Origin of the sequence: Streptomyces sp. H27-H1 (assembly GCF_026627445.1) — a bacterium.
In the GTDB taxonomy this organism is placed as follows: Bacteria; Actinomycetota; Actinomycetes; order Streptomycetales; family Streptomycetaceae; genus Streptomyces.
Window position 1 is genome coordinate 174,916 of record NZ_JAPNLJ010000014.1, and the last position, 25,823, is coordinate 200,738.

General features: G+C 71.4%; 18 protein-coding genes. 4 read left to right on the forward strand and 14 right to left on the reverse strand.

Annotated elements, in window-relative coordinates:
- Nucleotides 1–519: 519 nt before the first annotated feature.
- From OTB20_RS17880 to OTB20_RS17900, 5 genes are all read right to left on the reverse strand, one after another.
- Nucleotides 520–1,377 (reverse strand): alpha/beta fold hydrolase, encoded by an 858-nt coding sequence (locus OTB20_RS17880; protein WP_267818657.1) that lies wholly within the window; start codon nt 1,375–1,377, stop codon nt 520–522.
- Complete coding sequence (locus OTB20_RS17885; RefSeq protein WP_267818659.1) at nt 1,374–2,012, reverse strand: TetR/AcrR family transcriptional regulator; 639 nt, start codon at nt 2,010–2,012, stop codon at nt 1,374–1,376. Before OTB20_RS17885 ends, OTB20_RS17880 begins: the two co-directional genes overlap by 4 nt.
- Before the next feature lie 127 nt (nt 2,013–2,139).
- On the reverse strand, nt 2,140–3,171 hold the full coding sequence (locus tag OTB20_RS17890; RefSeq protein WP_267818661.1) for an NAD(P)/FAD-dependent oxidoreductase: 1,032 nt from the start codon (nt 3,169–3,171) through the stop codon (nt 2,140–2,142).
- Nucleotides 3,168–3,704: an isoprenylcysteine carboxyl methyltransferase family protein gene (locus OTB20_RS17895; RefSeq protein ID WP_267818663.1), complete on the reverse strand. Its 537-nt coding sequence runs from the start codon at nt 3,702–3,704 to the stop codon at nt 3,168–3,170. The genes OTB20_RS17890 and OTB20_RS17895 overlap by 4 nt, the downstream gene beginning before the upstream one ends.
- Nucleotides 3,705–3,711: 7 nt before the next feature.
- Entirely contained in the window at nt 3,712–4,782 is a 1,071-nt protein-coding gene (locus OTB20_RS17900; RefSeq protein ID WP_267818665.1) for a type III polyketide synthase, read from the reverse strand.
- Nucleotides 4,783–4,861: 79 nt separating this feature from the next.
- On the opposite strand from OTB20_RS17900, the gene OTB20_RS17905 reads away from it, so the two are divergent.
- Nucleotides 4,862–5,764, forward strand: a complete 903-nt coding sequence (locus OTB20_RS17905) for a UbiA family prenyltransferase (RefSeq protein WP_267818667.1) — start codon at nt 4,862–4,864, stop codon at nt 5,762–5,764.
- Between the two features lie 32 nt (nt 5,765–5,796).
- Here the strand turns inward: OTB20_RS17905 and OTB20_RS17910 are convergent, their stop codons facing one another.
- A complete protein-coding gene (locus OTB20_RS17910; protein ID WP_324290391.1) occupies nt 5,797–6,156 on the reverse strand; it encodes an oxygenase MpaB family protein in 360 nt (119 codons plus the stop codon).
- Between the two features lie 213 nt (nt 6,157–6,369).
- Between OTB20_RS17910 and OTB20_RS17915 the strand changes: the two genes are divergently transcribed.
- On the forward strand, nt 6,370–6,906 hold the full coding sequence (locus OTB20_RS17915) for a hypothetical protein (protein WP_267818669.1): 537 nt from the start codon (nt 6,370–6,372) through the stop codon (nt 6,904–6,906).
- Nucleotides 6,907–7,909: 1,003 nt separating this feature from the next.
- Here the strand turns inward: OTB20_RS17915 and OTB20_RS17920 are convergent.
- The 3 genes from OTB20_RS17920 to OTB20_RS17935 all read right to left on the reverse strand — a co-directional run bounded on the left by OTB20_RS17920 (nt 7,910) and on the right by OTB20_RS17935 (nt 15,122).
- The gene (locus OTB20_RS17920; RefSeq protein ID WP_420716432.1) at nt 7,910–8,551 is read right to left on the reverse strand and encodes a hypothetical protein; all 642 of its coding nucleotides are present in this window, start codon (nt 8,549–8,551) and stop codon (nt 7,910–7,912) included.
- Between the two features lie 923 nt (nt 8,552–9,474).
- On the reverse strand, nt 9,475–10,818 hold the full coding sequence (locus OTB20_RS17930) for a lipase family protein (RefSeq protein ID WP_267818671.1): 1,344 nt from the start codon (nt 10,816–10,818) through the stop codon (nt 9,475–9,477).
- A 347-nt stretch (nt 10,819–11,165) separates the two neighbouring features.
- Nucleotides 11,166–15,122 (reverse strand): DNA-binding protein, encoded by a 3,957-nt coding sequence (locus OTB20_RS17935; RefSeq protein ID WP_267818672.1) that lies wholly within the window; start codon nt 15,120–15,122, stop codon nt 11,166–11,168.
- A 347-nt stretch (nt 15,123–15,469) separates the two neighbouring features.
- Here OTB20_RS17935 and OTB20_RS17940 point away from each other — a divergent pair, with 347 nt between their 5' ends.
- A complete protein-coding gene (locus OTB20_RS17940; protein WP_267818674.1) occupies nt 15,470–18,856 on the forward strand; it encodes a S8 family peptidase in 3,387 nt (1,128 codons plus the stop codon).
- A 177-nt stretch (nt 18,857–19,033) separates the two neighbouring features.
- Here the strand turns inward: OTB20_RS17940 and OTB20_RS17945 are convergent, their stop codons facing one another.
- The 3 genes from OTB20_RS17945 to OTB20_RS17955 are packed head-to-tail and all read right to left on the reverse strand — an operon-like array spanning nt 19,034 to nt 22,294.
- Nucleotides 19,034–19,243 (reverse strand): ankyrin repeat domain-containing protein, encoded by a 210-nt coding sequence (locus OTB20_RS17945; protein WP_324290392.1) that lies wholly within the window; start codon nt 19,241–19,243, stop codon nt 19,034–19,036.
- 34 nt (nt 19,244–19,277) lie between these two features.
- Nucleotides 19,278–21,587 (reverse strand): FtsX-like permease family protein, encoded by a 2,310-nt coding sequence (locus tag OTB20_RS17950; RefSeq protein ID WP_267818678.1) that lies wholly within the window; start codon nt 21,585–21,587, stop codon nt 19,278–19,280.
- On the reverse strand, nt 21,584–22,294 hold the full coding sequence (locus OTB20_RS17955; RefSeq protein WP_267818679.1) for an ABC transporter ATP-binding protein: 711 nt from the start codon (nt 22,292–22,294) through the stop codon (nt 21,584–21,586). The genes OTB20_RS17950 and OTB20_RS17955 overlap by 4 nt, the downstream gene beginning before the upstream one ends.
- A gap of 1,110 nt (nt 22,295–23,404) precedes the next feature.
- Here OTB20_RS17955 and OTB20_RS17960 point away from each other — a divergent pair.
- Nucleotides 23,405–23,866 carry a hypothetical protein gene (locus tag OTB20_RS17960; protein ID WP_267818680.1) on the forward strand — a complete coding sequence of 154 codons (462 nt, stop codon included), beginning with the start codon at nt 23,405–23,407 and terminating at the stop codon, nt 23,864–23,866.
- Between the two features lie 63 nt (nt 23,867–23,929).
- Here the strand turns inward: OTB20_RS17960 and OTB20_RS17965 are convergent, their stop codons facing one another.
- Together OTB20_RS17965 and OTB20_RS17970 are read right to left on the reverse strand one after the other, a co-directional pair.
- Nucleotides 23,930–24,193, reverse strand: a complete 264-nt coding sequence (locus OTB20_RS17965) for a hypothetical protein (protein ID WP_267818681.1) — start codon at nt 24,191–24,193, stop codon at nt 23,930–23,932.
- A 407-nt stretch (nt 24,194–24,600) separates the two neighbouring features.
- A complete protein-coding gene (locus OTB20_RS17970; protein ID WP_267818683.1) occupies nt 24,601–25,179 on the reverse strand; it encodes a fasciclin domain-containing protein in 579 nt (192 codons plus the stop codon).
- Nucleotides 25,180–25,823: the final 644 nt, after the last annotated feature.

A 25,823-nucleotide genomic window follows, 5' to 3' on the forward strand; every position in this document is an offset into this window, starting at 1 on the left:
GTCCTCTACCTGGACATCGACGGCTGAGTTGTCGAAACGAAGGGTAAAGCAGGGGTCTGCGTCGATGGGTTGTCTCAGATTCCCGCGGGCGTTGTGGTCGAGAGGAGGCGAGACTGCCCTCAGCCGAGGCTGGGACATCGTGAAACCTCCGCGCCGCCAGCTATGGCACCTTGAAACGAAGGAGAGCCTCTCGTCGATGGGGAGGAAGAACGCGTCGCCCTCCTGCTGGAGCGGCAGGTACGCCTCGGCTGCCCCGGCCGGCCGTCAGCGGTTCCCGTAGTCCGCCACCAAGTCGGCGACCACAGCCACGGATGGCTCCCGAAAGTGTCCAGGAGGAATCGCCCGCGTTCCTCGACGTTCGCGTACATCGCGATGGACACGCTGAAGTCCCAAAAATCGAAACGCGGGGGGCCCACCTCCCGACCCTGACCGTGTGGACCGCGCCCGTGCGGGAAGGGGGCGCGGAGGCGAGACGGGGAAGTTCGTCGGAGGACGGCGCCGGGTGAGGGGGCGTCGGACTCACTCGATGGTCTGGAGGAACGGGACGATCGCATCGAGGAAGTGCTCGTTCCGATCGCCCGCCACCATGTGGCCTGCCCCGGCCACATCGACGCGCCGCGCCCGGGGAACCCTGACGCAGAATTGCTCTGCGACGTCCTCGCGCACCACGTCGCTGACCCCACCGCGGACCAGCAGGATCGGCACGTCGGCCGCGCACGCGGCGTCGAGGAGACGCTCCGCCATGCCCGGCGGGTCCATCCGGCCTTCGAAGCTGTCCGGCATCCGGGGGTCCCAGTGCCACACCCAGCGCTCACCGTGGGGCCGCAAGTTGGCCCGGATCCCCTCGGGGTCGGACGGACGCGGGCGGTGCGGCAGGTGGGCGGACACCGCCGCGGCCGCCTCACGCGCGTCGGCGAATCCGTCGGGATGGCCCCGCATGAAGGCGACGATCCGGCGGAACCCGCGGGGGTCCGGCCGATGGGCGACGTCGACCAGCACCAGGGCGCGGACCGCCGCCGGCGGTGCCTCTCCGGCGGCGAGTAGCGAAGCCAGACCCCCGAGCGAGGCGCCGATGAGCACCGGACGGCCGTCCAGCCCGGCGACGATCGCCCGGACGTCCTCGGCGAACAGGTCGAGGGCGTAGTCCCCATCGGCCGACCATGCACTGTCGCCGTGCCCGCGCAGATCCGGGGCGACGACCTGCCACCCCAGGGCGGCCAGCCGAGGGCCGGTACGCCCCCAGGCGCGCCGCGTCTGGCCGCCGCCGTGCAGCAGGACCAGAGGAGGGGAGGACGACTCGCCCCACGTGTCCGCCGCGAGCCGGATCCCGCCGTGGCCCACGAAGCTCCCGGGGCCCGGCAGTGCGCCGCCCGTCATACCGCGTCCCCTGTCCGCAGGGGCGCGAGCAACTGGTCGCGGTAGGGATCCGCGGCCGCCGCGGCGAGCGCGACGTCCAGTGCGAACAGGGCGCGCGCCAGGAACCTGTCGTCATCGATCAGGCCGACGACCCACTGGTGCATCGCACCCACGCACGAGGCGCTGACCACCGCGGCCAGCGCGTCGGTCCCGACGTCGGCCCTCAGGAGGCCGCGGATCCGTGCGTCCGCCATCGCCCGGCGGAGCGGGTCCAGCGGACCACGGTCGAGCACGAGGCCGCTCTCCTGCCAGCCGCGCACCATGCGTCGGGAGACGACCGGGTCGTCGACGAAGAGCCGGACGGTCGATCTGACGACTTCCTGCGGGTCACCGGTTCCCAGCGCCGACAAGCGGCCTTCGAGGTCGTCCAGGAACCCCTCGGCGAGGGCCTTCCAGATCTTCTCGCGCGGTCCGATCAGGTTGTACACGGTGGCCGGGGAGACCTCCGCCCGCTCGGCGATCCGCTCGGTAGTGATTACCGACTCCGGGTCCTCCCGCAGGAGTTCGCGTGTCGCGTCGAGGATGCGCGTCCGTCTCCGGGCCTTGTGCTGCTCGCGCAGTCCCCCTCCGGCCGACTGCACGCGGTTCGTCCTCATGCGCGCTTCCCCTCTCCAGAACTTGGAGGCCCTTCCAATTTTAGAGTTGCCTCCAGATTGGGTCGGGCAAACCTACGGGGCATGCCGCGTGCTCGTCCCCGTCGCCCGACCACAATCACGCTCACGCTCACGCCAGCAAGTTCACGGCGCGCTGGAACAGGCGGGGGAAGTGGGCCGCGGTGGGAGTGATCAGCGGCGCCAGCCGGGGCTGGTTCCGGGCCCACAGCAGGGAGGTGGTCAGCAGTCGGTAGTTGCGGGACAGCCGGCGCCACGCGCGTTCGTAGGCCTGCGGCCGGCCCTCGCGCAGGCAGTGCACCAGTTCGGCGGCGGCCGTCAGTGCGAGCGCGAGGCCCTCGCCCGTCAGGGCGTCGACGTACCCGGCGGCGTCGCCCACGAACAGGACCCGGCCGGCTACCCGCGAGCGGGCCTGCTGGCGGAGCGGACCCGCGCCCCGGACCGGCGTCCGACCGGCCGTACCGAGCCGGGACACCAACAGGGGGAACCGGGCCAGTTGGGCGTCGTACGGGAGCTGCTCGGACGTCAGGACGGCGATACCGACCTGGCGCGGGCCCAGTGGAGTGACGTACGCCTCGCAGCCGGCCGACCAGTGCACCTCCACCATGTCGCTCCACGGCTCGACGGCGTAGTGGCGCCGCAGTCCGTACCGCGGCGGCGGCTGCCGCCGGCCGGTCGGCCGCACGCTCAGGCCGAGCGCCCGCCGGGTCGGCGAGTGCAGTCCGTCCGCTGCCACGAGATAGCGGGCGGCCATCCCGTCCGCCACGACGTACTCGTCGTACTGGCTGACCCGACGGACGCGGCGCGGGACGGTCGGGATGCCGAGTTGGGCGGCCCGGGCGGCCAGCGTCTCGTGCAGCAGCGTGCGGCGCGTGCCGAGGCCGTGACCCGCCCGGAACGCGGCTTCGGCGTGCCGCTCGCCGGCGGAGTCCAGGTAGCGGATGCCGCGCAGGGGCCAGCCGGGTACCTGAACGCCCAGGGTGTCCAAGGCGCGCACTGCGCCCGGCATCAGGCCCTCGCCGCAGGCCTTGTCGATGGGCGCCGGGCGCGGTTCGGCGACCACGACGTCGAATCCGGCGAGCGCTCCGTGGATCGCGGTGGCCAGGCCCGCCGGGCCGCCGCCCACGATGAGGAGGTCGATCACGTGGCCGCGCCTGGGGTGGGGAGAGTGCGTACGGGCGTCAGGGCTTCGTTCTCGCAGCGGATGCGTACGGTCAGCAGGGCGGCGTTCAGCAGCGAGAAGCCCAGGGCGGTCATCCAGGCGGTGTGCACCAGGGGAAGTGCCAGGCCCTCGACGGCGACCGCCAGGTAGTTGGGGTGACGCAGGTACCGGTAGGGGCCGCCGGTGATCAGCGCGAGGCCGGGGACGATCAGCACGCGGGTGTTCCATCGGGGTCCGAGGGAGCTGATGCACCACCATCGCAGGCCCTGGGCGGCCAGCACCAGGACCAACGAGGCCCAGCCGAGCAGGGGCAGGAAGGGCCGGTCGGCCGCTTCGGGCTCCACGAGGCAGCCGAGGAGCAGGGCCGTATGCAGGGCGACCATCGCAGGGTAGTGCCCGGCCCCGTGTTCGAGGCCGCCCCGGGCCCGGCTCCAGGCGCCGTTGCGGCGGGCGACGGAGAGTTCCGCGATCCGTTCGGCGATGACGAGCAGGATGAGCAGGTTGTAGGGGGTCATCACGCACTCACCAGTTCAGCAGCACGAGTTCGGAGGAGAAGCCCGGCCCGAAGGCGATCATCAGGCCGGCCGCTCCCGGCGGCGGAGCTGCGGCGCGGGTATCGCGCAGGATTTGCAGCACCGAGGCGGAGGACAGGTTTCCCGTGGCGGCCAGCGCGCGGCGGGAGGGGGCCAGGGCGGAGTCCGGCAGTCCGAGCTCGTCGGCGAGTGCGTCCAGGATCTTCGGGCCGCCCGGGTGGCAGATCCAGGCCGCGATGTCCCGGGGCTTGAGGTTGTGAGCGGCGAGGAAGGACTCGATCTCCTCCGCCACGTGCAGCCTGACGAGCTCGGGGACCTCCCGGCCGAGAACCATGCGGAAGCCCCAGTCGCCGATGTCCCAGCCCAGCAGGTGTCCGGTCCCCGGGTACAGGCGGCTGCGCGTGTCCGCGACCACCGGTCCGGACCAGCCGGCCCCGTGCGCTGTCGCGGGAGTGTGGTCGTCACCGACGGCCACCAGCGCGGCGGCCCCGTCCCCGAACAGGCTCCCCGCGACCAGGTTCGCCATCGAGGTGTCCGTCGGCTGCAAGGTGAGCGAGCACAGTTCGGTGGACAGCAGGAGCGCCCTACAGTCCGGCCGGCCGGTGAGGAGGTCGTGGACGCGGGCCAGCCCTGCCGCCCCCGCGGAGCAGCCGAGCCCGAACATCGGTACCCGCTTGACGTCGGGCCGCAGGCCGACCTGAGCGGCCAGCCGGGCCTCCAGGGAAGGCGCCGCGATGCCGGTCACGGTCGTCGAGACGACCAGGTCGATCTCTTCGGCCCGCACCCCCGCCTCGTCGAGCGCCTGCTCAACCGCTTCGGCACCCAGGGCGACGGCGAGTTCGACGAACAGACGGTTGGTTTGGCCGAAGCCGCCGAGCTCCCGGTACTGGTCCAGCGGAAGGGCGAGGTGACGCGTCTCCACCTGGGCCGCGCCGTGGAGCCGGCGCAAGAGCGCCCTGTCGGCCCCGGACGGCAGACAGGAAGCGAGGACGTCGGTGATCTCCTGCTGCATGTAACGGTGCGGTGGGAACACCGTGCTCACCGCGAGGACACGTGTCATTGCTCCAACATAGGGACAGCGGGACGTCGGCACGCTGAACGTGGCCGCCACGGGCGCGCCGGACCCATAGCGTGGTGCGGTGCCCACCACCACCACCGACGAAGGAGCCGCCGCTCCCAGCCCGTCCGCAGGATGCACCGCGGCCCGGCGGCCCGCCCTTGCAAGCCTCCTGAAGGCCAGTCACCCCGTGCCCGCCGCCGCCGTCACCCTCCTCACGGTCCTGCTGGCCGCCGCCGCCGGGCTGGGACCCGCCGCCGCAACCACAGCGGTGGCCGCGGTCGCCGCAGGCCAGCTGTCGATCGGCTGGTGCAACGACCGGCTGGACATGCGGCGCGACGCGGCGGCCGGCCGCCGCGACAAGCCGCTCGCCGCAGGGGAGGTACGACCCGCGGCAGTGACCGCGGCCTCGTGTGCGGCACTTTCGGCCTGCGTCCCGTTGTCGCTGGCCTGCGGCGCCTTGGCCGGCGGGGTCCACCTCGGCTGCGTCGCCGCGGCCTGGGCCTACAACATGTGGCTGAAGCACACGCGCGCCTCCTGGCTGCCGTACACCATCGCCTTCGGGCTGCTCCCCGCCGTCCTCACCCTGACCTCGCCGGGGGCCCTTTGGCCGCCGGTGTGGCTCACCGCCGCGGCGGCCCTGCTGGGGACCAGCGCCCACTTCGCAAACGCCCTGCCCGACATCGACGAGGACATCAAGGGCGGCGTCCTGGGGCTCCCGCAGAGACTGGGGCGACGCGCATCCATCGCGCTGGCCGCCGTCCTCGCCTTCGCCTCCTGCGCGGTGCTGACCCTCGGCCCGCCCGGCCCCGTGCCCATCGCCGGCCGGTTGCTGCTGGGAGGGACACTGGTCCTGTGCCTGGCGGCAGTGGCCGCACCACCAGTCCTCGCACACGGCCGGATGCCCTTCCTGATCGTCCTGGCCCTCGCCGGAGCCGATACCGCGCTCCTGCTCCTGTCCGACCTCTCCCTGCCCGCCGGCTGACGGCGATCTCGGCGCGGCGTCCGGGCACCGGCTCAGTACGTCGGTCGGGACGGCGGGGCCATCGCCCACCGGATCGTGCGCGTCAGGGCGTGCCCCGACAGGCGCGCGCAGGTCGTCCTGGGGCCCGTCACGGGGCGCAGTCCCAGGAGGGCCGAAGCCCACGGGGGCAGCAGCGTGATCGCGTTCGCGGCGAGCAGCGCGGGCGGGGCGCGGGCGGGCCAGGGCAGGGGTGGGTGGCGGAGGATGAAACGGGCCGCGTCGAGTGCTTCGGGGTGGCCCGTAGCTCCGCCCCGTGACCGGGCCGGCAGGGCCGTCAGCGCGGCCCGGTCACGGGGCGGGACGCGGTCGAGTCGGGTGCTTTCGCTGCTGTTCAGGGTCTCGGGGCGGCGCATGATCCAGCTGGTGATCTGGTGGGGGCCCAGGACGAGCGCGGGTTCGTCGATGACGGTGCCGGCTCGCAGGATCGCGCTACTTGCGGACAGAGATCTCGCTGCCTGGGAACCGACATGCGGAGGATCTTCAGCCAGCGGCCGTCACCCGAGCGGGGGAGCCACGTCCGCTTGGAGCATGATCCCGGGAGGAGAAGGACCAGGAACACTGGGAATATGTCAACCAACACACGTCATGGGGCAGTTGAGGGCAAGGGGACCGAGCGCCCTGTCCCGCTGTGGGCCGAGAGAGTTGCCCACCTCATCCCGCTGGTGGGGCTGCCCGTGTGTCTCTGGCGGCTGCCCATCGGCTTCGGCTATGCCATGGGTGGAGAGAACACGCCTTCGGCATGGTGGCACGTCCCGTATGTCTTCGGACTCAGCCTCCTGACCGAGGCGTTCGCGCTGCTCAGCTTCGGGCTGGTGCGCCGGTGGGGAGAGGTCGTGCCTGACTGGGTTCCTGAACTGGGCGGCCGACGCATCCCACCCTTCGCGGCGATCGTTCCCGCCACCATCGGCGGGCTCCTCCTGCTGGGGCTGATGGTCAACTGGATCTTCACGGCTTTCCATATCGGCGGTTCGAGAGGTGTCCCATACGCCCCAGGCTGGGACACGCTGGCGATGACGGTCAGCGGCCTGCTGACCTTGTGGGGCCCCCTGGTGCTGGTCTTGACATACGGCTACTACCGCCGCCGCTGCCGTCCGGACGCCTGAGCACTCCTGCACCCGGAGAGGTCCGGGAAAGGTCGCCCCCTCCGTCCTGGGGTCTGGTGTGACCTGACGTCGAAGGACTGCTCATCGATGCCGTGGAAGCCGTCGGAGACGTGGTGTGGATCGGCCTGCATGCCCGCCAGCAGTCGGTGGCGGGCCCGTCGTGCGACGCGTCAGCAGCCCGCGTCCACAGCACGTACCAGCGGCGGCCGGCAGATCGTCCTCTGGGAGGCCTAAGGGTGCGGCTGCGGTCCGCCGGTTCTTCCGCGACAACGGCATCTGCTCTCGGAAGACCGTGGCCGAGTAGGTTCCGTGCCCGACAACGCCGTACCGGCGCCGCACCCTGGTCGTGGGCCGGATGGACCAGGCGATCGGGCTCGCTGTCGGTGGGTGGGCCGGCGCCCGGTTCGCCGGCTGCCTACTGCTGATGCCAGATTGGCGGTGCGTGAGTTCGACGGTACCCGCGTGTGGCTTTCCCGGGCCGCCACGAAGCCGATGGAACCCCTGGCAGCGGAGGTACGGGGCTTCGACGCGGACCTCGTGCGGGTGCTGCTGGTGAAGCACCGATGGACGGGAAGGGGCTTGCGCAGCCGTACAGGGTCCGGGCGGCACTCAGGGCCGCGCGAGATGAGGAGTTGCGTGCGGCGATCAGCATCAGGCTGAGCAGCGCGTAGGTCATGAGGATGTCGCCGGTGTACAGCAGGACGGCGTGCAGGGCCCCCAGGACGAGCAAGCCGAGCGAGCGGCGGAGCAACCGGGGAACGGCGCGCGCCGGCGCGCTCGGCGGAGGCCTGCTGGAGGGTGAAGCTGTAACCGAAGAGGCAGGAGAACATCAGGTAGAACTTGCCGACCACGAAGGTCTGGACGATTCCTTCGATGGTTCGGTCGAGTGTGGAGGCGCCCGGGACTTCGGCAGATCCGAGGCCGTACTGACTCCCAAGAACCACACGATCGACTCGCCTTGGCTAGTGCGAGAAGTGTGCAGCCGACTATCGGTTCGGTGTGGCTATGCGCCCGCCTCTTCGACACTGATAGCGCGGGCCCGGACCACGAACGGCCGGGACACGACGGTGATGGCAACGGACACCGCGGCGATGACGGTGATCGCGGTGCCTGGGGTGAACCGCTGGGCGATGCCGCCGGCGATCGCGGCTCCGAGGCCCTGCCAGGTCATGCGGCCGGCGGACTCAACGCCCTGGACCTGGCCGAGGACCGGACCGGGGGTCAGCTTGAGAAGTTGCTCCTGCAGAGGCAGGGTGGCGGCGAACCCGGCACTGGCGGCGAACACCGCGGCGCCCAGGACCAGCATGGGCGGATGGATCGCGAACAGCAGGTAAGGGGCAGCGAGCAGCAGCCGCAGCGCGGACGCGTAGCGGCGTCGCTGGTCGGCGGTGAGCAGTCGGCCGACGGCCAGATCCCCGAGGAGCATGCCCGCCGATCCTGCGGCGAGGAGCGCGCCCGCGTGGTCGGGGGCGTAGGAGAGGAACAGGGCCTCGCAGCCGACTATCAGGCCGTTGGGGACCCACAGGTTCAGCAGCAGCGCCCGCCGGCCGGGGTGGGAGAAGAGCGCGGTGTTCGTGGCCCAGGTCTGTCGCAGTCCCGGGCGACGGGTCAGACGGATCGAGTGATCCCGGACGGTGGTCGTCACCACGGCCAGCCCGAGTCCGGTCAGGACTGCGGCGAGGACGGCGTCCGTCCGCGACCGACATCAGTGTCGACGCACCGAGCACCGCCGCGAACGTGGCGCCGTACATGCTCACGGCCGTCAGGAACGGGGAGTGGGTCTGATCGTGGACCAGGGTGCTCAGCGCGAAGCCTGACAAGGTGCTCGCGGCAACCGTCAACGTGAAGCTGGCGTACAGGCCTGCGAACTCCCTGTTGCGGAACAGGGCGCGATAGCTGGTGCTGGCAGGTGCAGTGGGTGTGAAGGCGTCAGAAGGCATGAAAAAAGCCTCCTGACGCACCCGCTGGGGACGCCGAAGGCCAACGCGTTCATTTTAACAGCCGGACCGGACTTCCGTCGAGGGCATCACCGCGGGTCACCTACCGCTGCTGCTGGGGGCGAGCAGGCTGGTGAGTTCGGCGATGGCCTCCGGGGACGGCTTGAAGTAGCGGCGGACGTTGGTCGACGACACGTGGAGTCGTCGGCCGGGTGTTGCCCATGGGAAACCGGCGGCGACTTCGCCCACGTACCCGGGCCGAGCCCCGCCACTCCACGAACTCGGCCTGCGTCAGGTCGAAGTCCCGGCGCCTACTATTCCGGCCTGCCGCGGGAGCTCCGGGAGATCCGATGCACGGTCGGCCGCGCATCGGATCTGGCCGTCAAATCGGAACGTGCGCCGGCCGCGCTCATCGGGCGGGTAGATCAATGGCTTGGGAGCTGGTGTGGTGGGCAGGTACCAGGCGTGAAGCGGCGGCCTCGACGTCCGCGAGCGTGAACTTGAAGACGGTGCCGTTCACCTTGACGGAGGCGGGCTTCTGATCAGGCGAGGAGTATCCTCGGGTATGGCAGCGGGTGGCCCAGGAAGTCCGGCCCGTCCGAGGGTAGATGAACGGGGCCGATGGGGGATGTCAAGACCTGGTGGTCGGGACCTCCGGCGCGAGTGAGTTGCCCGCGGGGATCCGGCCGCAGTCGGACGGGGGCGTCTTGCCCGCGAACCTGTCGTTGAGCCATCCCAGGGCGGAGGGTGCCCACGGCACTGCGGCGCCGACATGGCTGAGGAGTTCGTACTGCTGGTACTTGATCGACGTGTTGCCCTTGTCGCAGTACTGCCGGGCCAGTGCGCGTACGTCTCCTGCGACCATGACCCCGTCACCCCTTCCGATGCCCGGGAGATTGCTGAAGGTGCCCTCAAAGACACCTCCGTTGCCCTGCACGATGAGCCCGGGGGCGTTGGGGGTGGCGGCCGAGCCGAGGTTGAGCTTGTTGACCGCCTCGACGAAGGGGGGCACGGAATTCGGGTTCGCGTACTCCGGCTTAACCATCTGCTTCCAGGTCAGCCCTGGGTACTGGCCCAGGGCATTGATGATCGACCCGTATTCGAGCTTCTTGAACACCTGCCGGCCGTAGTCGCTCAGGTAGGGCGTGAAGTCGATGTCGTAGGAGCGCGCGGCCCCGAGCACGGCCATGGGCGCGACGCCGGCCCAGATGGCGCTGCCGCCGACGTACTTGAGATTGTGCGCCGGGTCGACGAGCAGCCCGCCCTCGGCGTAGCCCACCAGTCTCTTGTCGACGTCCGGCGCATACGTGGGAGCGAGCACGGCCGCCCAGTGGGTGGCGATGGCTCCGCCCGAATAGCCGGCCAACCCGATCCTGGTGCCGGAGTTCAGGCCCGTCTCCGGGGACTGGCTCGCGGCCCGGATCGAGTCCAACGTGTTCGTTCCGTACTCCGGACCGGCCGCGAAGTCCGCGCTCTGTCCCTCGCTGTCCGGGATGATGACGTTGTAGCCCGCCAGCAGGAGCGGCACCAGGAGCAGGGACTCCCCGTTAGCGATCAGGCCCCCGAGGGAGACGTCACCCGCGATCGCCCGGGACGGCGAGTCCGCAGGGTTGAGGGAATCGTAGAACGACTGGTACGAAACGGCCTTGCCGTTGTCTCCGTTGGGGCTGCGTACGATCGAGGTCACCCCGGCGGACGGGCGGCCCTGGGCATCCACGGTACGGAACAGCAGCTGGACTGCTTTGACGGGCGTCGGAATGCCGACGACGTGGTACTGCAGCGTCCGCGTCTTGAGCACGGCGCCCGGTGCGTACGAGGACAAGGGCTCGCTGCCGTCGTATGCGTAGAACGAATCGCCCGCCACAGCTGTCGAGGACGCGGAGGGGGCGGCCGCTGCCGTGGCCGCCGGAACGGCGGTGACGGCCAGCGCGGTGGCAACTGCGGTTGCGAGTTTCCCGATGGCGATGCGGTGCATGGTTCCCTCGGATTCGTTTCGTGGATCACAGGGACAGGTGCGCGTTACTGCCGGTAACAGCGCGCAAGTTACCAGCAGGTAAGAGGACTTGAACAGGGTTTTGGCACGACCTTCCAGCCCTGCGGGATGAGCCGTGACGTGGGCAACAGCGGCGACGGAAACCGATCTCGGGGCACATCGGCGTCAGGACCGTCGGGGCGTCCGTGCTGGCGGTCATCATGTGCCTGGTCGCGTCTGGCGGTGCGCTCACGGTCGCCGACTCCCGCCTCACCGAAGAGCCCGCCTCGGCCGCACGGCGGTAAGGGCCCGTTGTACATGGTGGTGTTCTGGCAGGGGTGGGGCCGAGGTCAGCAGGTCTTGCGGTACGGGAGGTCCGGGAAGTGGGTGCGCCATTCGGACCGGGAGAGTCCGGTTCCGGCGACGCGGGTGCAGACGGACTCCGCGAGCCGGGCCGGGGCCACCTGGTGGGTGCGGACGGTGCTGTGTTCACCCGCGCTGTGCAGGGTGTGGCCGTCGCGGGAGAAGGCTACGGCGACGATCCTGTCTCCGGGGGTCGGCAGCGGTGATCCCAGAGGCCTGCCCGAGTCCAGGTCCCAGAGCCGCAGCCCGCCGGAGGCGCCCGCCACGGCCAGGGTCCGGCCGTCGGGTGAGAAGGCCAGGGCGGTGACGGCCCTTACGGAGTCCGGGCCTTCCGTGTCGAGGCCGATCGTGGCGGGGCCGATCGAGTCGAGACCGGCCGGAAGAGTGGCCAGGCGTCGCTCGGCCTCCCCGTCCCACAGTGTGACCCCGCCCGTCGCGTCGCCGACTGCCAGGCGTGTGCCGTCGGGGCTGTAGGTCATCACCCCGCCCCGTTCCGTGGTGGGGGCCCGCTCGGTGCGCCGGCCGGTGGGGATGTCGAAGGTGCCCGAGGTGGTCGCGAGCAGTCGGCCGTCAGGGCGGACCGCGACCGAGGAGGCTCGGTCGCTCCGTGGGCTCTCCACGGGGGAGATCCGGTCCTTCGTGAGGTCCTGGGGGCGGGTCCTGCGTCCGCTCGTCAGGTCCCGGACGTCCAGGGTGTCCATGCCCGCGCGCGTCGTGAGCAGGGACCGGCCGTCGGGTGAGACGGCCAGTCCCGTGATGGGCATCCGGGCGCCGAACGGCGCTGCCGGGTCCGTGGTGAGCGGGCGGGCCGTGTTCGCTCGGACGTCCCACAGGGTCGGCTCCTGGGCGGTCGGCCGCTGTGCGTTCCCGTCGTCGGAGCCTTCGGTGAAGTCGGTTCGGGCGTGGGCGAGGGTTCGCCCGTCGGGACTGAGCGCGAGCAGGTCCCGGCAGTCGTGTTCCGCAGGCTTCGCGGTGGGTTCCGTTGCGGCTTTCGGGCAGTGGGCCGCCGGGGTGCGGGCGGTACGCCGGCTGTCGGCGACCGCGTAGGCCTCGGCCCAGGAGCTGTCGCCCTGACGCCGGTCGACCGCGAGGGTCGTGGCGTCCGCGCTGAAGGTGCCCGTCGATGCCGGTTCGGGGTTCCAGTCCGGTGTGGCGGCCGGTCCGTAGGAGACCGTACGCACCATGGTGTCCCCGAGGCGGCGTTCGGTCAGGTACCTGATCACACCGTCCTTCGGGTCGATCCTGAGCTGGGAGGCGGCGCCGCTGGCGAGGGAGTACCGGAAGACCGGCCGTTCGGGCGCGGCGAGCCGCCACATCAGGATCTCGCGGCTGTCGACGGCGGCGGCGAACCGGCCGTCGGGGCTGGTGGTCACCTCGGTCAGGCCGGGGTGGTCGATCCGGGCCGGTTCCCGGCCCGTGATCGGGTCCCACAGGCTCAGGCCTTCCGGCGCCCTGGTCACGAGGACGGCGCCGTCGCCGGTGAAGGCGAACGAGTCGACCGCGCAGGCGCCGGGCCGGGTGGCGGGCAGCTCTGCGCCCCGGGTCACGTCCCAGACCCTCAGGGGTACGTCGGCCCGCTCGTAGGGGTTCGCCGCGTCCCATTCCCTGGCGCACAGGGCCAGGTAGCGGCCGTCCGGGCTGAGGGCCCACATCGGGTGCCGCTCGGTCGGCACCTCCAGCAGGGTGTGGCCGGTCCGTGCGTCCTGGAGCGAGAGCCGGCCGGCGGCACCGTCCATGTCCAGGTTGGCGATGACCTGTTCGGCGGCTGTCCAGGCGACCGACGAGCCCGCCGGCCGGGGCTCGGTGTCGAGTGCCGTCCCGGACGCCAGGTCCAGCCGACGCGCTCCGCCCCCGGATCCGGGGTCCGCCTTCTCCCCGGCCCCTTGTACGAGGGCGGCGCGGCCGTCCGGGGAGATGCCGCGGAAGAGAGCTTTCCCGTCGAAGGTCATCTCCGGTCCGAGTGCCGTCCTCGTCGCGACGTCCCAGGCGTGTACGGAGTCCGCGTCGACGGTGACCGCGATCCTGCCGTCCGCGCTCAGCTGGACCGGGAGCGCGGGGTAGGAGTTCCATGGCCCGGCCTCGTCCGGCACGTCGTAGGCGCCGGACTCCGCCTGGGCCGAGGCCGCCACCAGCGCCGACCGGGTCTCGGTGGTCTCGGCGAGCCGCCAGGCGGCCACACTCAGCCGCATCGCCAGCGCCGGATTCGAGGCCCTCAGGCCTTGAGCCACGGCGGCGACCTGAACTGCGGCTGCCTCCTCCCCCTTGACCCGCCGGATCTCGGCGTCGACGCGCTGGCGGACGTTGTCACGGCCCTGCTGCCAGGCGGTCGTGCTCGCCACCGTGAGGAGGACGAGGAGGAGGGAGACGACGGAGGCCGCACCGCGACGGATCCGACGCGTACGGGCCCGGGACGCGAGGCCCGCACGCAGGAACTGCCGCTCGACCGGGCTCAGTTCGGCGCAGCGCTCCGTGTCGTCTGCGAACGTGGCCTCGGCCTCGGCCAGTTCCTCGCCGTGCAACAGGGACCCCGCGTCGCGTCGCCGGGCCAGCCAGTTCTGGGTGGACTGGGTCAACCGGCGGTGGCGGCGCAGCCGTTCGCGGTCGGTGTCGATCCAGCCGCGCAGCCGCGGCCAGGCGGTGATCAGGGCCTCGTGCGCCAGGTCCACGACTTCCCGGTCCAGGGTGACGAGCCGGGCCCGGGCCAGCCGGTCCAACACGGCCCCTGCCTCGGCGGCCTCCGGCGAGGCGGGAGGCACCAGCGTGTTCCGGGGAACGGGCCGCCGGGTGTCGGGGGCGCCGTCGCCGGGGGTGATCAGGTTCAGCAGGAGCCGACGCGCGACGCGGGCGCGGTCGGGGCCGAGCTCCGCGTACACCTCCTCGGCGGTCTGGGCCAGGGCGCCGCGCAGACCACCGGCCGCCTCGTGTCCGGCCAGGGTCAGCGTGCGCCCGCGGCGCCGCCGCCAGGTCTCCAGCAGGGCGTGGGAGAGGAGCGGCAGGCTGCCCGGTTCGCGGGTGACCTCGTCCACGAGCCGGGCCGTGAGGGCGCGTTCGACAGTGAGACCAGCGGCCGCCGCGGGGCGCACGATCGCGCCGCGCATCTCCTCAGCGGTCAGCGGGCCCACGGGGAGGGTCGCGGCTCGGGCGGCCTCGGCCAGGGCGGGGTGGGCCAGGCAGTTCGCGTAGAAGTCGGCGCGCACCGCGAGCACCACGCGTATCCGGCTGCCGGGGCGGCGGGCCGCGAGCAGGGCCGCGAGGAAGTCCCGTCGTTCCTCGGGGTCGGTGCAGAGGGTGAAGACCTCCTCGAACTGGTCGACGATCAGCCAGGTTTCGCCGTCCCCAGCGGCCGGGGTGAGCACGTGCGCGTGGGTCCGCATCGGGTGCTCACCGGGGGTGAGGACGCGCAGGGCCGCGGCGGGCGGCAGCGGCGACGCGGAACGGCGCAGCCGGGGAATCAGGCCGGCCCGCAGCAGAGAGGACTTGCCACTGCCGGAGGGGCCCAGGACGACGCCGAAGCGGTGTTCGGCGACCAGGGCCGTCAGTTCGTCGATCAGGCGTTCCCGGCCGAAGAACACCGCCTCGTCCTCGGGTTCGAAGCGCGTCAGGCCCCGGTACGGCGCGGTGCCGCCGCCGTCGGCGCCGAGCGCGAGGGAGGCCAGGGCCTCGGCTTCGGTCTCGGCTTGGGCCTCGCGCCACCGTCGTTCCCATTGCGTCCGGTCGCCGCCGCAGACCTCGGCGTAGGCCAGGGTCACGGGCAGGCTCGGGAGCCGGTTCCCGGCGGCGGCCTGGGAGAGCGCGGTCACCGAATAGCCGGCCCGCACGGACAGTTCCCGGTAGGCGACGGAGCCGGCCGCGCGGCGCAGTGCGCGCAGCTCACCGGCGAACCGGGCGGTCGGCCCGGCCTGTGGGTCGAGCGCCTTCTCCGGCCTTCCCGCGCCACTTCGCACGCCGCTCCCCTCCCCCGGGATCAAGATCGTTTCCACCGTAGAGGGTGGCCCCAACGGCCACAAGGGCCTCCGCGGCCACGGAAAACAATTGTTCAGCCGCTCGGATCGAGGCTGCTGAACAATCCGCGAGCCGGTGGACTGCTGCCGTACCCCGGTCGCCGTACGGCCCGGACCGCCCCGCCGCGCCCACCCCGCCTCTGCCCCACGGAGCCGGTGGGACACGGGCTCCCGGTCCCAGCGACCGGTGTCACCACGACGCCACTCACACCCGCGTACGCCATGTACGCCACACGACGGGGCGCAGGCCACGGTTGATGCCGCAGCATGCGCCTGCCACAGGAGCAGAGTTGTTCACACCGACACGCAAGCCTCGACGCGCTGCGGGGGCCCTCGCCCTCAGCGTCGCCGTCGTCGCCCTCACCACGGGGCTGACCGGCCCCGCGGGGGCGGCATCCGCCGCCTCCCCCTCAGGGGGCACCCCGGCCGCCCGCACCGCGAGCGCCCCCGTGACCGTCACGCTGATCACCGGAGACCGGGTGACCGTGAACGGCAGCGGCGCCGTCGTACGTTTCGAGCCCGGCAAGGGCCGTGAACGCGTACCGGTCGAGGTCGAACGCGCCCACGGCCGGACCCTGGTCCTGCCCGCCGACGCCCGGACCCTGCTGGCCGCCGGCAAGCTGGACCGGCGCCTCTTCGACGTCACCACGCTCGCCGACCCGACCCTGCGCGCACTGCACCGCGGCGGACTCGGCCTGATCGTCCAGTACGAGGGCGCCGCCGGCGCTGCTCGCACCGAACTGCGGTCCGCCGCCGGCAACGGGGCGAGCCACGCCCTTAAGACCGTCAACGCCGAATCAGTCGAGGCCTCGCCCGCAGACGCCACGAAGGTCTGGGAGGCCCTGACGGACCCCACGGCGCGCGGCCTTCGTACGACGGGCGCCGGCATCGGCAAGGTCTGGCTGGACGGCGTGCGCAAGGCGAGCCTGGACAAGAGCACGAAGCAGATCGGCGCGGACCGGGCCTGGCAGGCCGGGTTCGACGGCACCGGAGTGAAGATCGCCGTCCTGGACACCGGTGTCGACAAGACCCACGAGGACCTCAAGAGCCAAGTCGTCGGGGAGAGGAACTTCTCCGACTCCCCCGACACCGCGGACCGCGTCGGCCACGGCACCCACGTGGCCTCCATCGCGGCCGGGACCGGGGCCGCGTCCGGCGGAGCCCTCAAAGGCGTCGCGCCCGGCGCCAAAGTGATCAGCGGCAAGGTCCTCGACGACCAGGGCAACGGCACCGACTCCGCGGTCATCGAGGGTATGGAGTGGGCCGTCGCCGAGGGCGCGGACGTCGTCAACCTCAGCCTCGGAAGCCGGGATTTCCCCGGCGTCGACCCGGTCGAGGCCGCCGTCGACCGGCTGTCGGCTGAGAAGGGCGTCCTGTTCGCCGTCGCCGCGGGCAACGACGGCGCCGGCGAGTCCACCGTCGGCTCGCCCGGCAGCGCCGACGCCGCCCTGACCGTCGGCGCCGTCGACGGCAAGGACGTCCTCGCGGAGTTCTCCAGCAGGGGCCCGCGCGTCGGCGACGGCGCGGTCAAGCCCGACCTCACCGCGCCCGGCGTCGCCGTCACCGCCGCTGCGGCGCCGGGCAGCATGCTCGACACCGACCCCGGGGCCAAGCACCCCGCCCCGGGTTACCTGCAGCTCAGCGGCACCTCCATGGCCACTCCGCACGTGGCCGGAGCCGCAGCGCTGCTGAAGCAGAAGAACCCCGGCTGGACCGGGACCGAGCTCAAGGGCGCGCTGACCGCCTCCACGAAGGACAACGGAGCCGGCGTCCAGCAGCAGGGCACCGGCCGCGTGCAAGTGGACAAGGCCCTCTCCCAAACGGTGATCGCCGAGCAGCCGTCGGTGTCCCTCGGCACAGCGCAGTGGCCGCACGCCGACGACGAGCCGCTCACCAAGAAGATCGCCTACCGCAACCTCGGCACCACCGACATCACCCTCGACCTCGCGGTGACCGGCACCGACGCCCTGGGCAAGCCCGCCCCGGCCGGATTCTTCGCGCTCGGCGCCGCCAAGGTGACCGTGCCCGCGGGCGGCCGGGCCGAGGTCGGCCTGACCGCCGACACCCGGCTCGGCGATACCGACGGCGCCTTCTCCGCCTACGTCACCGCCACCGGCGGCGGCCAGTCGGTGCGCACGGGCGCCGCGACCGTCCGTGAGGCCGAGGCATACGACGTCACCGTCGCGACCGTCGACCGCGACGGCGCTGCCGCCCGCGCTTTCGCCCACTCCCTGTTCGGCATCGGCGGCGCCGCCTCCGGCATATGGGCGGGCGTCAGCAACGAGGCCGGCCCCCGCACCCTTCGCCTGCCCAAGGGCACCTACGCCCTCCAAGGCGCCGTGTACCAGGACGAGTCGGACCTGACCAAGGGCGTCGACTGGCTTGTCCAGCCCCGGCTGGAGGTCTCCGGAGCCACCACGGTCACGGTCGACGCGCGCACGGCGAAGCCGGTGGACATCACCGTTCCCGGTCTGGCCACAGCAGACTTCGCCCAGCCGTACTACCAGCAGGCAGTAGGCGACGGCTACATCGGCAACGGCTGGATCCTCCCCAAGGGGTACACGGGATTCCGCACCGCCCACATGGGGCCGGCCGTGACCGACGCCTCGCTCACGCAGAGCTGGCAGGCGAGCTTCCTCAAAGACCCGACGACCCAGTACTCCGTTGCGCTCGGCGGCGTGACGGACCGCCTCGCGACCGGGTACACGCGGCACGTGCGGGCGAGCGAGCTGGCGAAACTCTCTGTGGACATGGGCGCGTCCGCCCCCGGCAAATCCGGCTTCGCCTACGCCACCCCCACCTTGCCGGGCATGCGTGAGGGCGACTCCTACGGGGCCGTCCAACCCGCTCCCGGCACCCGCACGCTTCTGCTCTCCGCCCTCGACGGCGCCACCTGGCGGAGCGGGTTCTGGCAGCTCGGCGCCCCCGACCAGGACGGCTACCAGCCCGTCGAGACGGAACAGGCCTCCCTGGAGCCGAAGCGCTACGCGGCCGGCTCCTCCCACCGCGAGACCTTCAACACCGGGGTGTTCGGACCGGTCCTGGGCAAGGGCCTGGGCGTGTTCCGCACCGCGCCCGACCCGGAGACTGGCAAGCAGACCATCGCCGCCTCGGTGCCCCTCTTCGGCGACGGCGCGGGCCACGCCGGCTCCTCCGCGCTCACCAAAACCGCCACCATCCTGTACCGCAACGGCGTCAAGGTCGCCGAGAACGAGGACCCCCTGAGCGGTTGGGACCCCTTCACTGTCGACGGAGCCGACGCCGAATACCGGCTGACCACCTCCGTCGAGCGGCCCCCGGCCGTCTCCGCCGTCTCCACCCGCATCGACACGAGCTTCACCTTCCGCTCCCGCCAGGTCGCAGCCCATACCGCGCTCCCGGTCTCCACGGTGCGCTTCCACGCCCCGCTCGACATCTCCTCCCGCGCCCCCGCCGGCAAGGTCACCAGGATCCCCGTGACCGTGCAGGGCTCGGCCGCCGGGAAGAACCTCAAGTCGCTGACGATCTCCGTGAGCGACGACAGCGGCAGGACCTGGAAGCACGCCAAGGTCAACGACGGCGCGTTCTTCGTCCGGAACCCCGAAAAGGCCCAAGGGATCTCCTTCCGGGCCCAGGTCACCGACAAGCAGGGCAATGTCTCCGAGGTCACGATCGTCAACGCCTACCTGGGCAAGTGATCCCGCTTCCTTGAGCCGATGACCGCACGGGAGACCGGTCCGCCGGCCTTCCCCGAACTCGCCCGCCACGAACCGTGGCGGGCGAGTTGCCACGTTCTCTCGTGTCCTACGGGGTGATGAAGGTGAGCAGACACCAAGAGGTGACGTTGTGTCACGAGCCTGTCCCGGAGCCCTTGCTCAGGGACTGACACCTTCGCCACCTTCACCCTGAGGGCCGGCAAGACCGTCACCGTCAAAACCGGGAAGGGCACCGACACCAGCACCGCGCTTCATCACCGCGTTCACATCCGCTCCGCGGTCCAGCAACAGATCCACCGTCTCGGGGAACCCCTCGATCCCGACGGTGGCTGCCAGCACCAACGGCGCCTGGCCGTCCTCGGAGACCATCGCGTCCACGTAGACGAGCGGCGACGGTCCGGGGCTACTCGGTGTGCAGCACCGAGGCGATGGTCATGCGGGCCGCCGACCGGGCCGGGATCAGGGCGCCGAGGACGGCGATCGCCACGCCCGCCAAGAGCATCGCGGCGAGCTGCGGCGCATGCCACACGTCCTTCATGCGCTCCGGGAAGTCGACCACTCCGACATGGTCCACGACCAGGCGGTGGGCTACGATCCCGAGCGGGATGCCGAGCAGACCGCCGATCGCGCCCAGTCCGGCGACCGAGGTCACCGTCATCACCACCACCTGCCTAGGGGTCATGCCGATCGACTTGAGCATGCCCAAGTCCCTTCGACGCTCACGGGTGTTCAGCAGGACGGTGTTGAAGACGCCGAGGGCGGCGACGATGGTCAACAGCACGGTGAACACCGTGGAGAAGGCGATGACGGTGGCCGTGCCGGCGTTGGCGGAGTCCATCACCGACGCGTGCAGGCCCGGGTCGAGCGCTGCGACGGCCTCGGCGTAGGCGGCTGCGTCGGCGCCGGGGGCGAGCCGCACCGTGTACTCGATGGCGCGGGTGGCCGGTGAGAGCCGGACGAGGGTGTCCCAAGTGGCGTCCAGTGCACGGGCGTTGCCCTCGACCAGCCGGCCCACGACGGTGGCGGTGACCTTCCTGCCGTTCAGCTCCAGAGTGATCCGGTCGCCGATCTGCAGTCCGCGCTGGGTCAGGAAGGCCGGCCCGGCCACGATCTCGCCCGCCGCGGCAGGTGCCCGGCCCTCGACGATGCTGTGGTCGTACGAGGACGCATCCCCGCGGTAGAAGTCGGCGAAGACGGGCTGGGTCTGTCCCGTCATATTCGCCTGGGACAGGGCGCGGGCCCGTACGCCCCGCGCACCCGGCAGTGAGCGCAGCTGTTCCTCGATCTGCACGTCACCGAGCCGGGGCGGGGTCCGGTCCTTGCCCGGCCCCTCGGTCGTCACCCGGATCCGGGCGCCCCCGTCCTCCCTCCCGACGTTGCCGTACGCCAGCAAAGTGCTGGTCAGGCCGGTCGACAGGCACACCGTGGTGACCCCGAGGACGATGGCGGCCAAGGTCAGCAGGGTGCGGCCGGGGCGGGCGAACGGCTGACCCAGGCCCAGACTGACCGGTCGCGGGAGCCGGGTGGCGCCGAGCATCCGCTGGACGCGCAGCCCGCGCCCGGTCCGCGGGGCGCCGCCCGCGCTGATCGCCTGGGCGGCGGACAGCCGGTGTGCTCGCAGGGCCGGGACCAGCGCGGCCAGGAGGACGAGGACGGGCATGCCCACGAGGCAGGCCACGGACAACCACGGGCTGATTCCGCCGATCGAGGCCCGGCCGACGTCGATGCCGGTGAAGGCGACTTTCAGGATGGGCCCGGCGAGCGCGTTGCCGGCCAGCGTCCCCAGCACGCAGCCGACCACCGACGGTACCGAGAGCATGTTCAGGTAGACGGCGACCACCTGGTTCGGGGTGAAGCCCAGGGCCTTGAGCACCCCGATGTGCCGGTACCCGGAGACGACCGCCCCGCTGACGACGTTGCCGACGATCAGGGTGGAGACCAGCAGGCCGAGGACGCCGAAGAGCGTCATGAACGGGAGGTAGGAGTCGGCCAGCGCGGAGAAGGCCTGCTTGAGGGTGAGGTAGGTCTGGGCGCCGGTCAGCGAGTCCTCGGGAAGCCCGGTGGTGGCCCGGGCCAGCCCTGCGTTCAGCTGGGCCTCGGTCGAGGAGTCCGTGAAGCGGTAGAGCATCTGGGCGGAGGCCGGGTGCAGCGCGGCCATCTGCTCGGGCGAAACCCAGGCGCTCGCCGACTGGCTCATGCTGGTGGCGAAGCCGACGACGGTCAGCGTCGGTCCGCCCGGGGTCTTCAGCTTGGCGCCGAGGAGCTCCGTCCCGGGGGAGCCCTGGACGGACCAGTTGACGACGATCTCGCCGGGCGCGGCGGCCCAGTGGCCCTCCAGCAGCTCGATCCTGTCCACGGGCCCCGCCGGGTCCGCCCGGCCCACCACGGTGAGGGTGCCGCCCGCCATCCAGAGCCAGTCCTTGGGGATGTCGACGACGGCCTGTCCGAACGGTCCGGCCGCTGCCTCCACCCCGGGCTGCCGGACCGTCCGCGCCAGTTGCTCCTGCGAGACCTTGGCCGTGTCGAAGGCCGCCACCGTATGGGCACCGCGCTGTTCGGCGTAGGCCTTGTCGAACGGGCTCGAGGCGGCGGTCAACAGGGCCAGCGCGAGCAGGACGGTCGTGGTGGAGCAGAGCACGACGAGTCCGATGACGAAGGTCTGGAGCCGACGGCGCTTCACCGCCCCGCGCGACGCTCTCCATACGGCGCTCACGCGGTCACCTCCAGCTTGCTCTCACGGGCGACCCGGCCGTCGGCGACTTCGATCAGCCGGCTGGCGCAGCGGGTGGCCAGCTGCGGGTCATGGGTGACGATCAACAGGGTCTGGCCGATCTGGTTGAGGTCGATCAGCAGATCCATCACCTGCTCGCCCGACCGGCTGTCGAGGGCCCCGGTCGGCTCGTCGGCGAGAAGGAGGGCGGGGCGGTTCATCAACGCCCGCGCCACGGCTACGCGTTGGCGCTCGCCGCCACTCAGCGTCGCCGGATAGTTGTTCCGTCGCTCGGCGACGCCGAGTTCGTCCAGGAGCTCCAGGGCACGACGGCGTGCCTGCCGGGCCGAGGTACCGGTCAACTGCGCGGCCAGCGCCACGTTGTCCAGAGCGGGCAGGTCGTCGATCAGGTTGAAGAACTGAAAGATCATGCCGACGTTCCGCCGCCGGAACAGCGCCAGGCCGGTCTCGTCGAGGTTCCCGAGGTCGTGGCCCTGCACCTCGACCGTGCCCGAGGTCGGCCGGTCCAGGCCGGCCACCATGTTGAGCAAGGTGGACTTGCCGCAGCCGGAGGGGCCCATCACCGCGACCGCGTCGCCCGCCCGGATCTCCAGCGAGAGTCCGTCCAAGGCCTTCGCGTCGCCGTACTCCTTGTGTACGCCGTCCAGCCGCACCACTACTTGCCGGGCACTGTCGTGATCAGTTGTCATGGCTCGAACTTAGGTTGGGTCCGCTGGCAGGGCGTCGCCCCCCGGATGTATCCGTCCGGGCAGGTCATCCTGGGGATGTACGCGGCTGCACCCCTGCTCCAGCTACGCGAGACCCGCCGCCTGGCGCTGAGCGGCCCGCCGGCCTTGATGGAGTTCCGCGAGAACGCGCCAGAAGCTCGCTGACACGGCCGGCGCGCCTCCACGGCAGGGCCAAGGAGGCGCAGGCAACGGTCCTGCCGAGCGTCAACCACGTGCGGTACCGGCGTTCATCGAGGGGCTCCTACGACTGGTGTGGTGGCCGCTGGTACTGCGCCGGGTCGACCACTTCACCGTGTCGACCACTCCCCGCTGCCGCCCACTGCTCGACCGGCCTCCAGCCTGAGGCTTCCGCATGCCGGTGCAGTGCGGCCGTGCCCACCGGGGCCCGGGGAAGCCCGAGCCGGCGGGGCGGGGGCCTTCGTAGATCTGCACGCAGTACCGGCCATCAACGCCGCCGTGTGAGGTTTCGACCAGGAGCTGTCCCTGACCGTGCACGAGGTCGCGGAGGGGAGAAGCGCTCTTTGTTTCCACAGCTCTTGGCTGGGCCGCGCTCTGCGCGACGGATACCGGTGGCGCGGTCCTGGCCTGGAAGCTCGGAGTTGGCCGTTCATCTGACGGGCAGGCACGAGGCAGAGAGCGGAGCGGGCCGTACAAGGACGGTCTCAGGCGAACGCCGTCACGGCTGCGGCGGGCGGCAATCACCAGGCCGGGCGTGCCTGACGAGGGGAGGCGGCGGCTTGTGTCCTCTGCGGTGCCTGCCGGCCGTTCCGCGTGTGGCGAGGAGCGCGGCGAGGAGCATCGGCGTGAGGGTCAGGAGGCTGAACATCACGTGCGTACCCTCTCGGCCTGTCCGGCGGTCGGGGAGTTCGCGGGCAGACCGCTGGGGCGTAGGCGTAGCCCCGGGGGGGGAAGGGGAGTCCGCCTACGGCGGCGCTCAGGAGCGGATTCTCCAGGCGCGAGGTGCGGCCCATGGCGGTCCACGACTCCAGGACTTTCACCAGGGCCGAGTCGCAGAAGGTGACGCGGGAGGTGTCCAGGACGAAGTGGGTGTAGCCGTATGCGGCGGCTGTTGTGAGCATGACGCGGAGCGGGCCTGCGCTCGCGGAGGGCGTGGGCGCTTCGGTGGGTTTCGAGGCGTTCGCGGACGCGGACGAGGAGGAGCCCGGCGAGGGCGAGGGTGGAGGTCATCCGGAGGCCGTAGCCGATGACCAGCACCACGCCGAAGGCCGTGCGTCCCAGGGCGACCGCGCCGAGCAGGACGACGAGCGCGGAGAGGGGCTGGGAACGAGTCCGCCCGCGATGCCCATGCCGATGAGGCCGACCTTCCCCCGGCGCCGGCTGGTCTTCGGGACTGGAGCACGTACCGGAGCCGGAGCCGGCGGGGTGAGCGTGTGGGCGGCGGGGTGCGCCGGGGCGAGCGTCGCCACGGAGGCGACGGAGGCCACGGAGACGGACCTGTTGGCCTGGGGGGTCCCGACGGTGCGCCGGGTCCGGAGGACGGTTGTTGGATGCCAGACGGACGTTCAGCTCTGACAAGGGACGGGCCGCCTGTCAACGCGCGCAGCCCGTCCGTTCCACACCCTGCTGCTCAGCTCGTCAGCAGCCGTGGTCGTAGCCTCCGTTCCATCCGCCCCAGTCGTCGTCGTTGTCGTACCAGCCGTGGTGGTAGCCGTTGTCGTTGTCCCAGCCGTGGTGGCCGCCGTTGTCGTGGTCCCAGCCGCCGCCGTGACTGACGTAGGCAACAGCGGTTGTCGGGGTTGCCGCGGAGGCGGTGCCGGCCGCTCCGAGGGCGGCGCCACCAGCCATCAGAACACCGATGGCGGATACCGCGAAGAGTCGCTTCACTCTCAGTACTTGCATGGTCATAACCCTTCTCGATGGTGTGCCGCACTGCGGCACGGAGCCGATACCTTCTCGCGCAAGGGGTGTACGCGGGGCGAGGGCGAGGCAGATGCCCACCTGCCCGCCTGGGGTGCGCTGCGCGCATCTCCGCCGTCAACGCGGCCATTCGGCCACGGACCTTCTGGGCCGGCTCGCACAGATCGAGCCTCGCGCTGTCGCGCGTCACCGCGGGCGGGAATCCTCGCCGCAGTTGCGGCTCTCACGTCCCCAGGCTAGTCACAGAGCTGCGGCTCGGCATCTTGGGCAGGAATCGCGTCCCGGCCTGTCCAGACTCCCCGGCCGTTCGACAGACCGGCTTGCCCGGCCCCCGCAAGGTCGCACGGCCAAGGGCCGCGACCTCGCGGAAGGGGGCCGGGACGGTGCCGTCACCTCGGGGTGAGGACGGTGTCGACGATGTTGACGGTCGCGTTCGCGGTCTGGACCTCACCGCAGACGATCTTCGCCTTGTTGTTGACGGTGAAGCTCTCGCCGGACCCGGCCGTGGTCAGCGAGCCGCCTTCGAGCGTCGTGAACGTGCCTGCGGCAAGCTGCTTCGGCGTGATCTTCTCGCCCACCACGTGATAGGTCAGGATCTTGGTCAGTTCCGCCTTGTCGGCCAGGATCTTGTCCAGATCGGCCTTCGGGATCTTGGCGAACGCATCGTTGGTCGGCGCGAACACGGTGATGCCCTTGGCGTTGTTGAGGGTGTCGATCAGGCCGGCCTGCTTGACGGCGGCGACCAGGGTCGACAGTGCCGGGTTGTTGGACGCGGCGGTGGCCACGGGGTCCTTGGCCATGCCGGCGAGGCTGCCGGAGCCTTCCTTGGGGACCGACGCGCAGGCCGGCCCGAAGGGATCGGCCTGTTGCGAGTCGGCGAACGCCGGGGCTGCCACGCCCAAGGCGATGGGGAGTGCGAACGCTGCTGCCGCGAGTGCGGCGGAACGGCGGACGTGGTGAGTGGTCATGCGCTTCTCCTCTAGGAGGCGGGCCCACCGCTGTGCCCCGTCCCTGGACCCGCTCGTCCCCCTCGACCCTTCATTCGTTGCCGAACGCCGAGCCGATGGGTGGAGAAACATCCGAAAAAGCCCCCTCTGGAGCTTTACACAGCCCGGGGCATCGCAGCAGCACCTTTCCGGCTGCAAGACTTCCGCATGAGAACTTTCAGCCCATTTATCCCTTGGTTAATCGCGATGGATGGCATGGGCGGCTACGGCAACGGCGGTTCCACCACACACCCCCACCCCGAACAGGCCCACACCGAGCGGGAATCCGCCGTGCACCACCCCAACGCCCGTCCCGGCGCCTGAATCTGCCGGGGGCCGGAGGGTTCAGAACTCGGGGAGTACGGAGGCGGACCCCGCCCTCGTGCGCGGCCTGATGATGGCGGGTGCGGTGATCGGTGGCGACACGGCCTCGACGGCGGTCCCCCACAACACCGACACCGCTGTCGGCATCACTAGGTCCTGTCTGGAGTCCGGATCACGAGTTCGGTAGATCGCCTGCGCGTGGAGGCCCGGTCTTGATAGGCCATCAGTCATGGCGCGAGGCGATCTCACCGACGAGCAGTGGACTCTGATCGAGCCCCATCTTCCTATCGCTGCGGTCGGAC

Excerpts from the sequence above, each read along its gene's own strand:
- OTB20_RS17970 (WP_267818683.1), bottom strand. The coding sequence starts at position 25,179 with ATGACCACTCACCACGTCCGCCGTTCCGCCGCACTCGCGGCAGCAGCG.
- OTB20_RS17900 (WP_267818665.1), bottom strand. The coding sequence starts at position 4,782 with ATGACACGTGTCCTCGCGGTGAGCACGGTGTTCCCACCGCACCGTTAC.
- OTB20_RS17895 (WP_267818663.1), bottom strand. The coding sequence starts at position 3,704 with ATGACCCCCTACAACCTGCTCATCCTGCTCGTCATCGCCGAACGGATC.
- OTB20_RS17930 (WP_267818671.1), bottom strand. The coding sequence starts at position 10,818 with ATGCACCGCATCGCCATCGGGAAACTCGCAACCGCAGTTGCCACCGCG.
- OTB20_RS17915 (WP_267818669.1), top strand. The coding sequence starts at position 6,370 with ATGTCAACCAACACACGTCATGGGGCAGTTGAGGGCAAGGGGACCGAG.
- OTB20_RS17910 (WP_324290391.1), bottom strand. The coding sequence starts at position 6,156 with ATGCGCCGCCCCGAGACCCTGAACAGCAGCGAAAGCACCCGACTCGAC.
- OTB20_RS17945 (WP_324290392.1), bottom strand. The coding sequence starts at position 19,243 with ATGGTCTCCGAGGACGGCCAGGCGCCGTTGGTGCTGGCAGCCACCGTC.
- OTB20_RS17885 (WP_267818659.1), bottom strand. The coding sequence starts at position 2,012 with ATGAGGACGAACCGCGTGCAGTCGGCCGGAGGGGGACTGCGCGAGCAG.
- OTB20_RS17880 (WP_267818657.1), bottom strand. The coding sequence starts at position 1,377 with ATGACGGGCGGCGCACTGCCGGGCCCCGGGAGCTTCGTGGGCCACGGC.
- OTB20_RS17965 (WP_267818681.1), bottom strand. The coding sequence starts at position 24,193 with ATGCAAGTACTGAGAGTGAAGCGACTCTTCGCGGTATCCGCCATCGGT.
- OTB20_RS17955 (WP_267818679.1), bottom strand. The coding sequence starts at position 22,294 with ATGACAACTGATCACGACAGTGCCCGGCAAGTAGTGGTGCGGCTGGAC.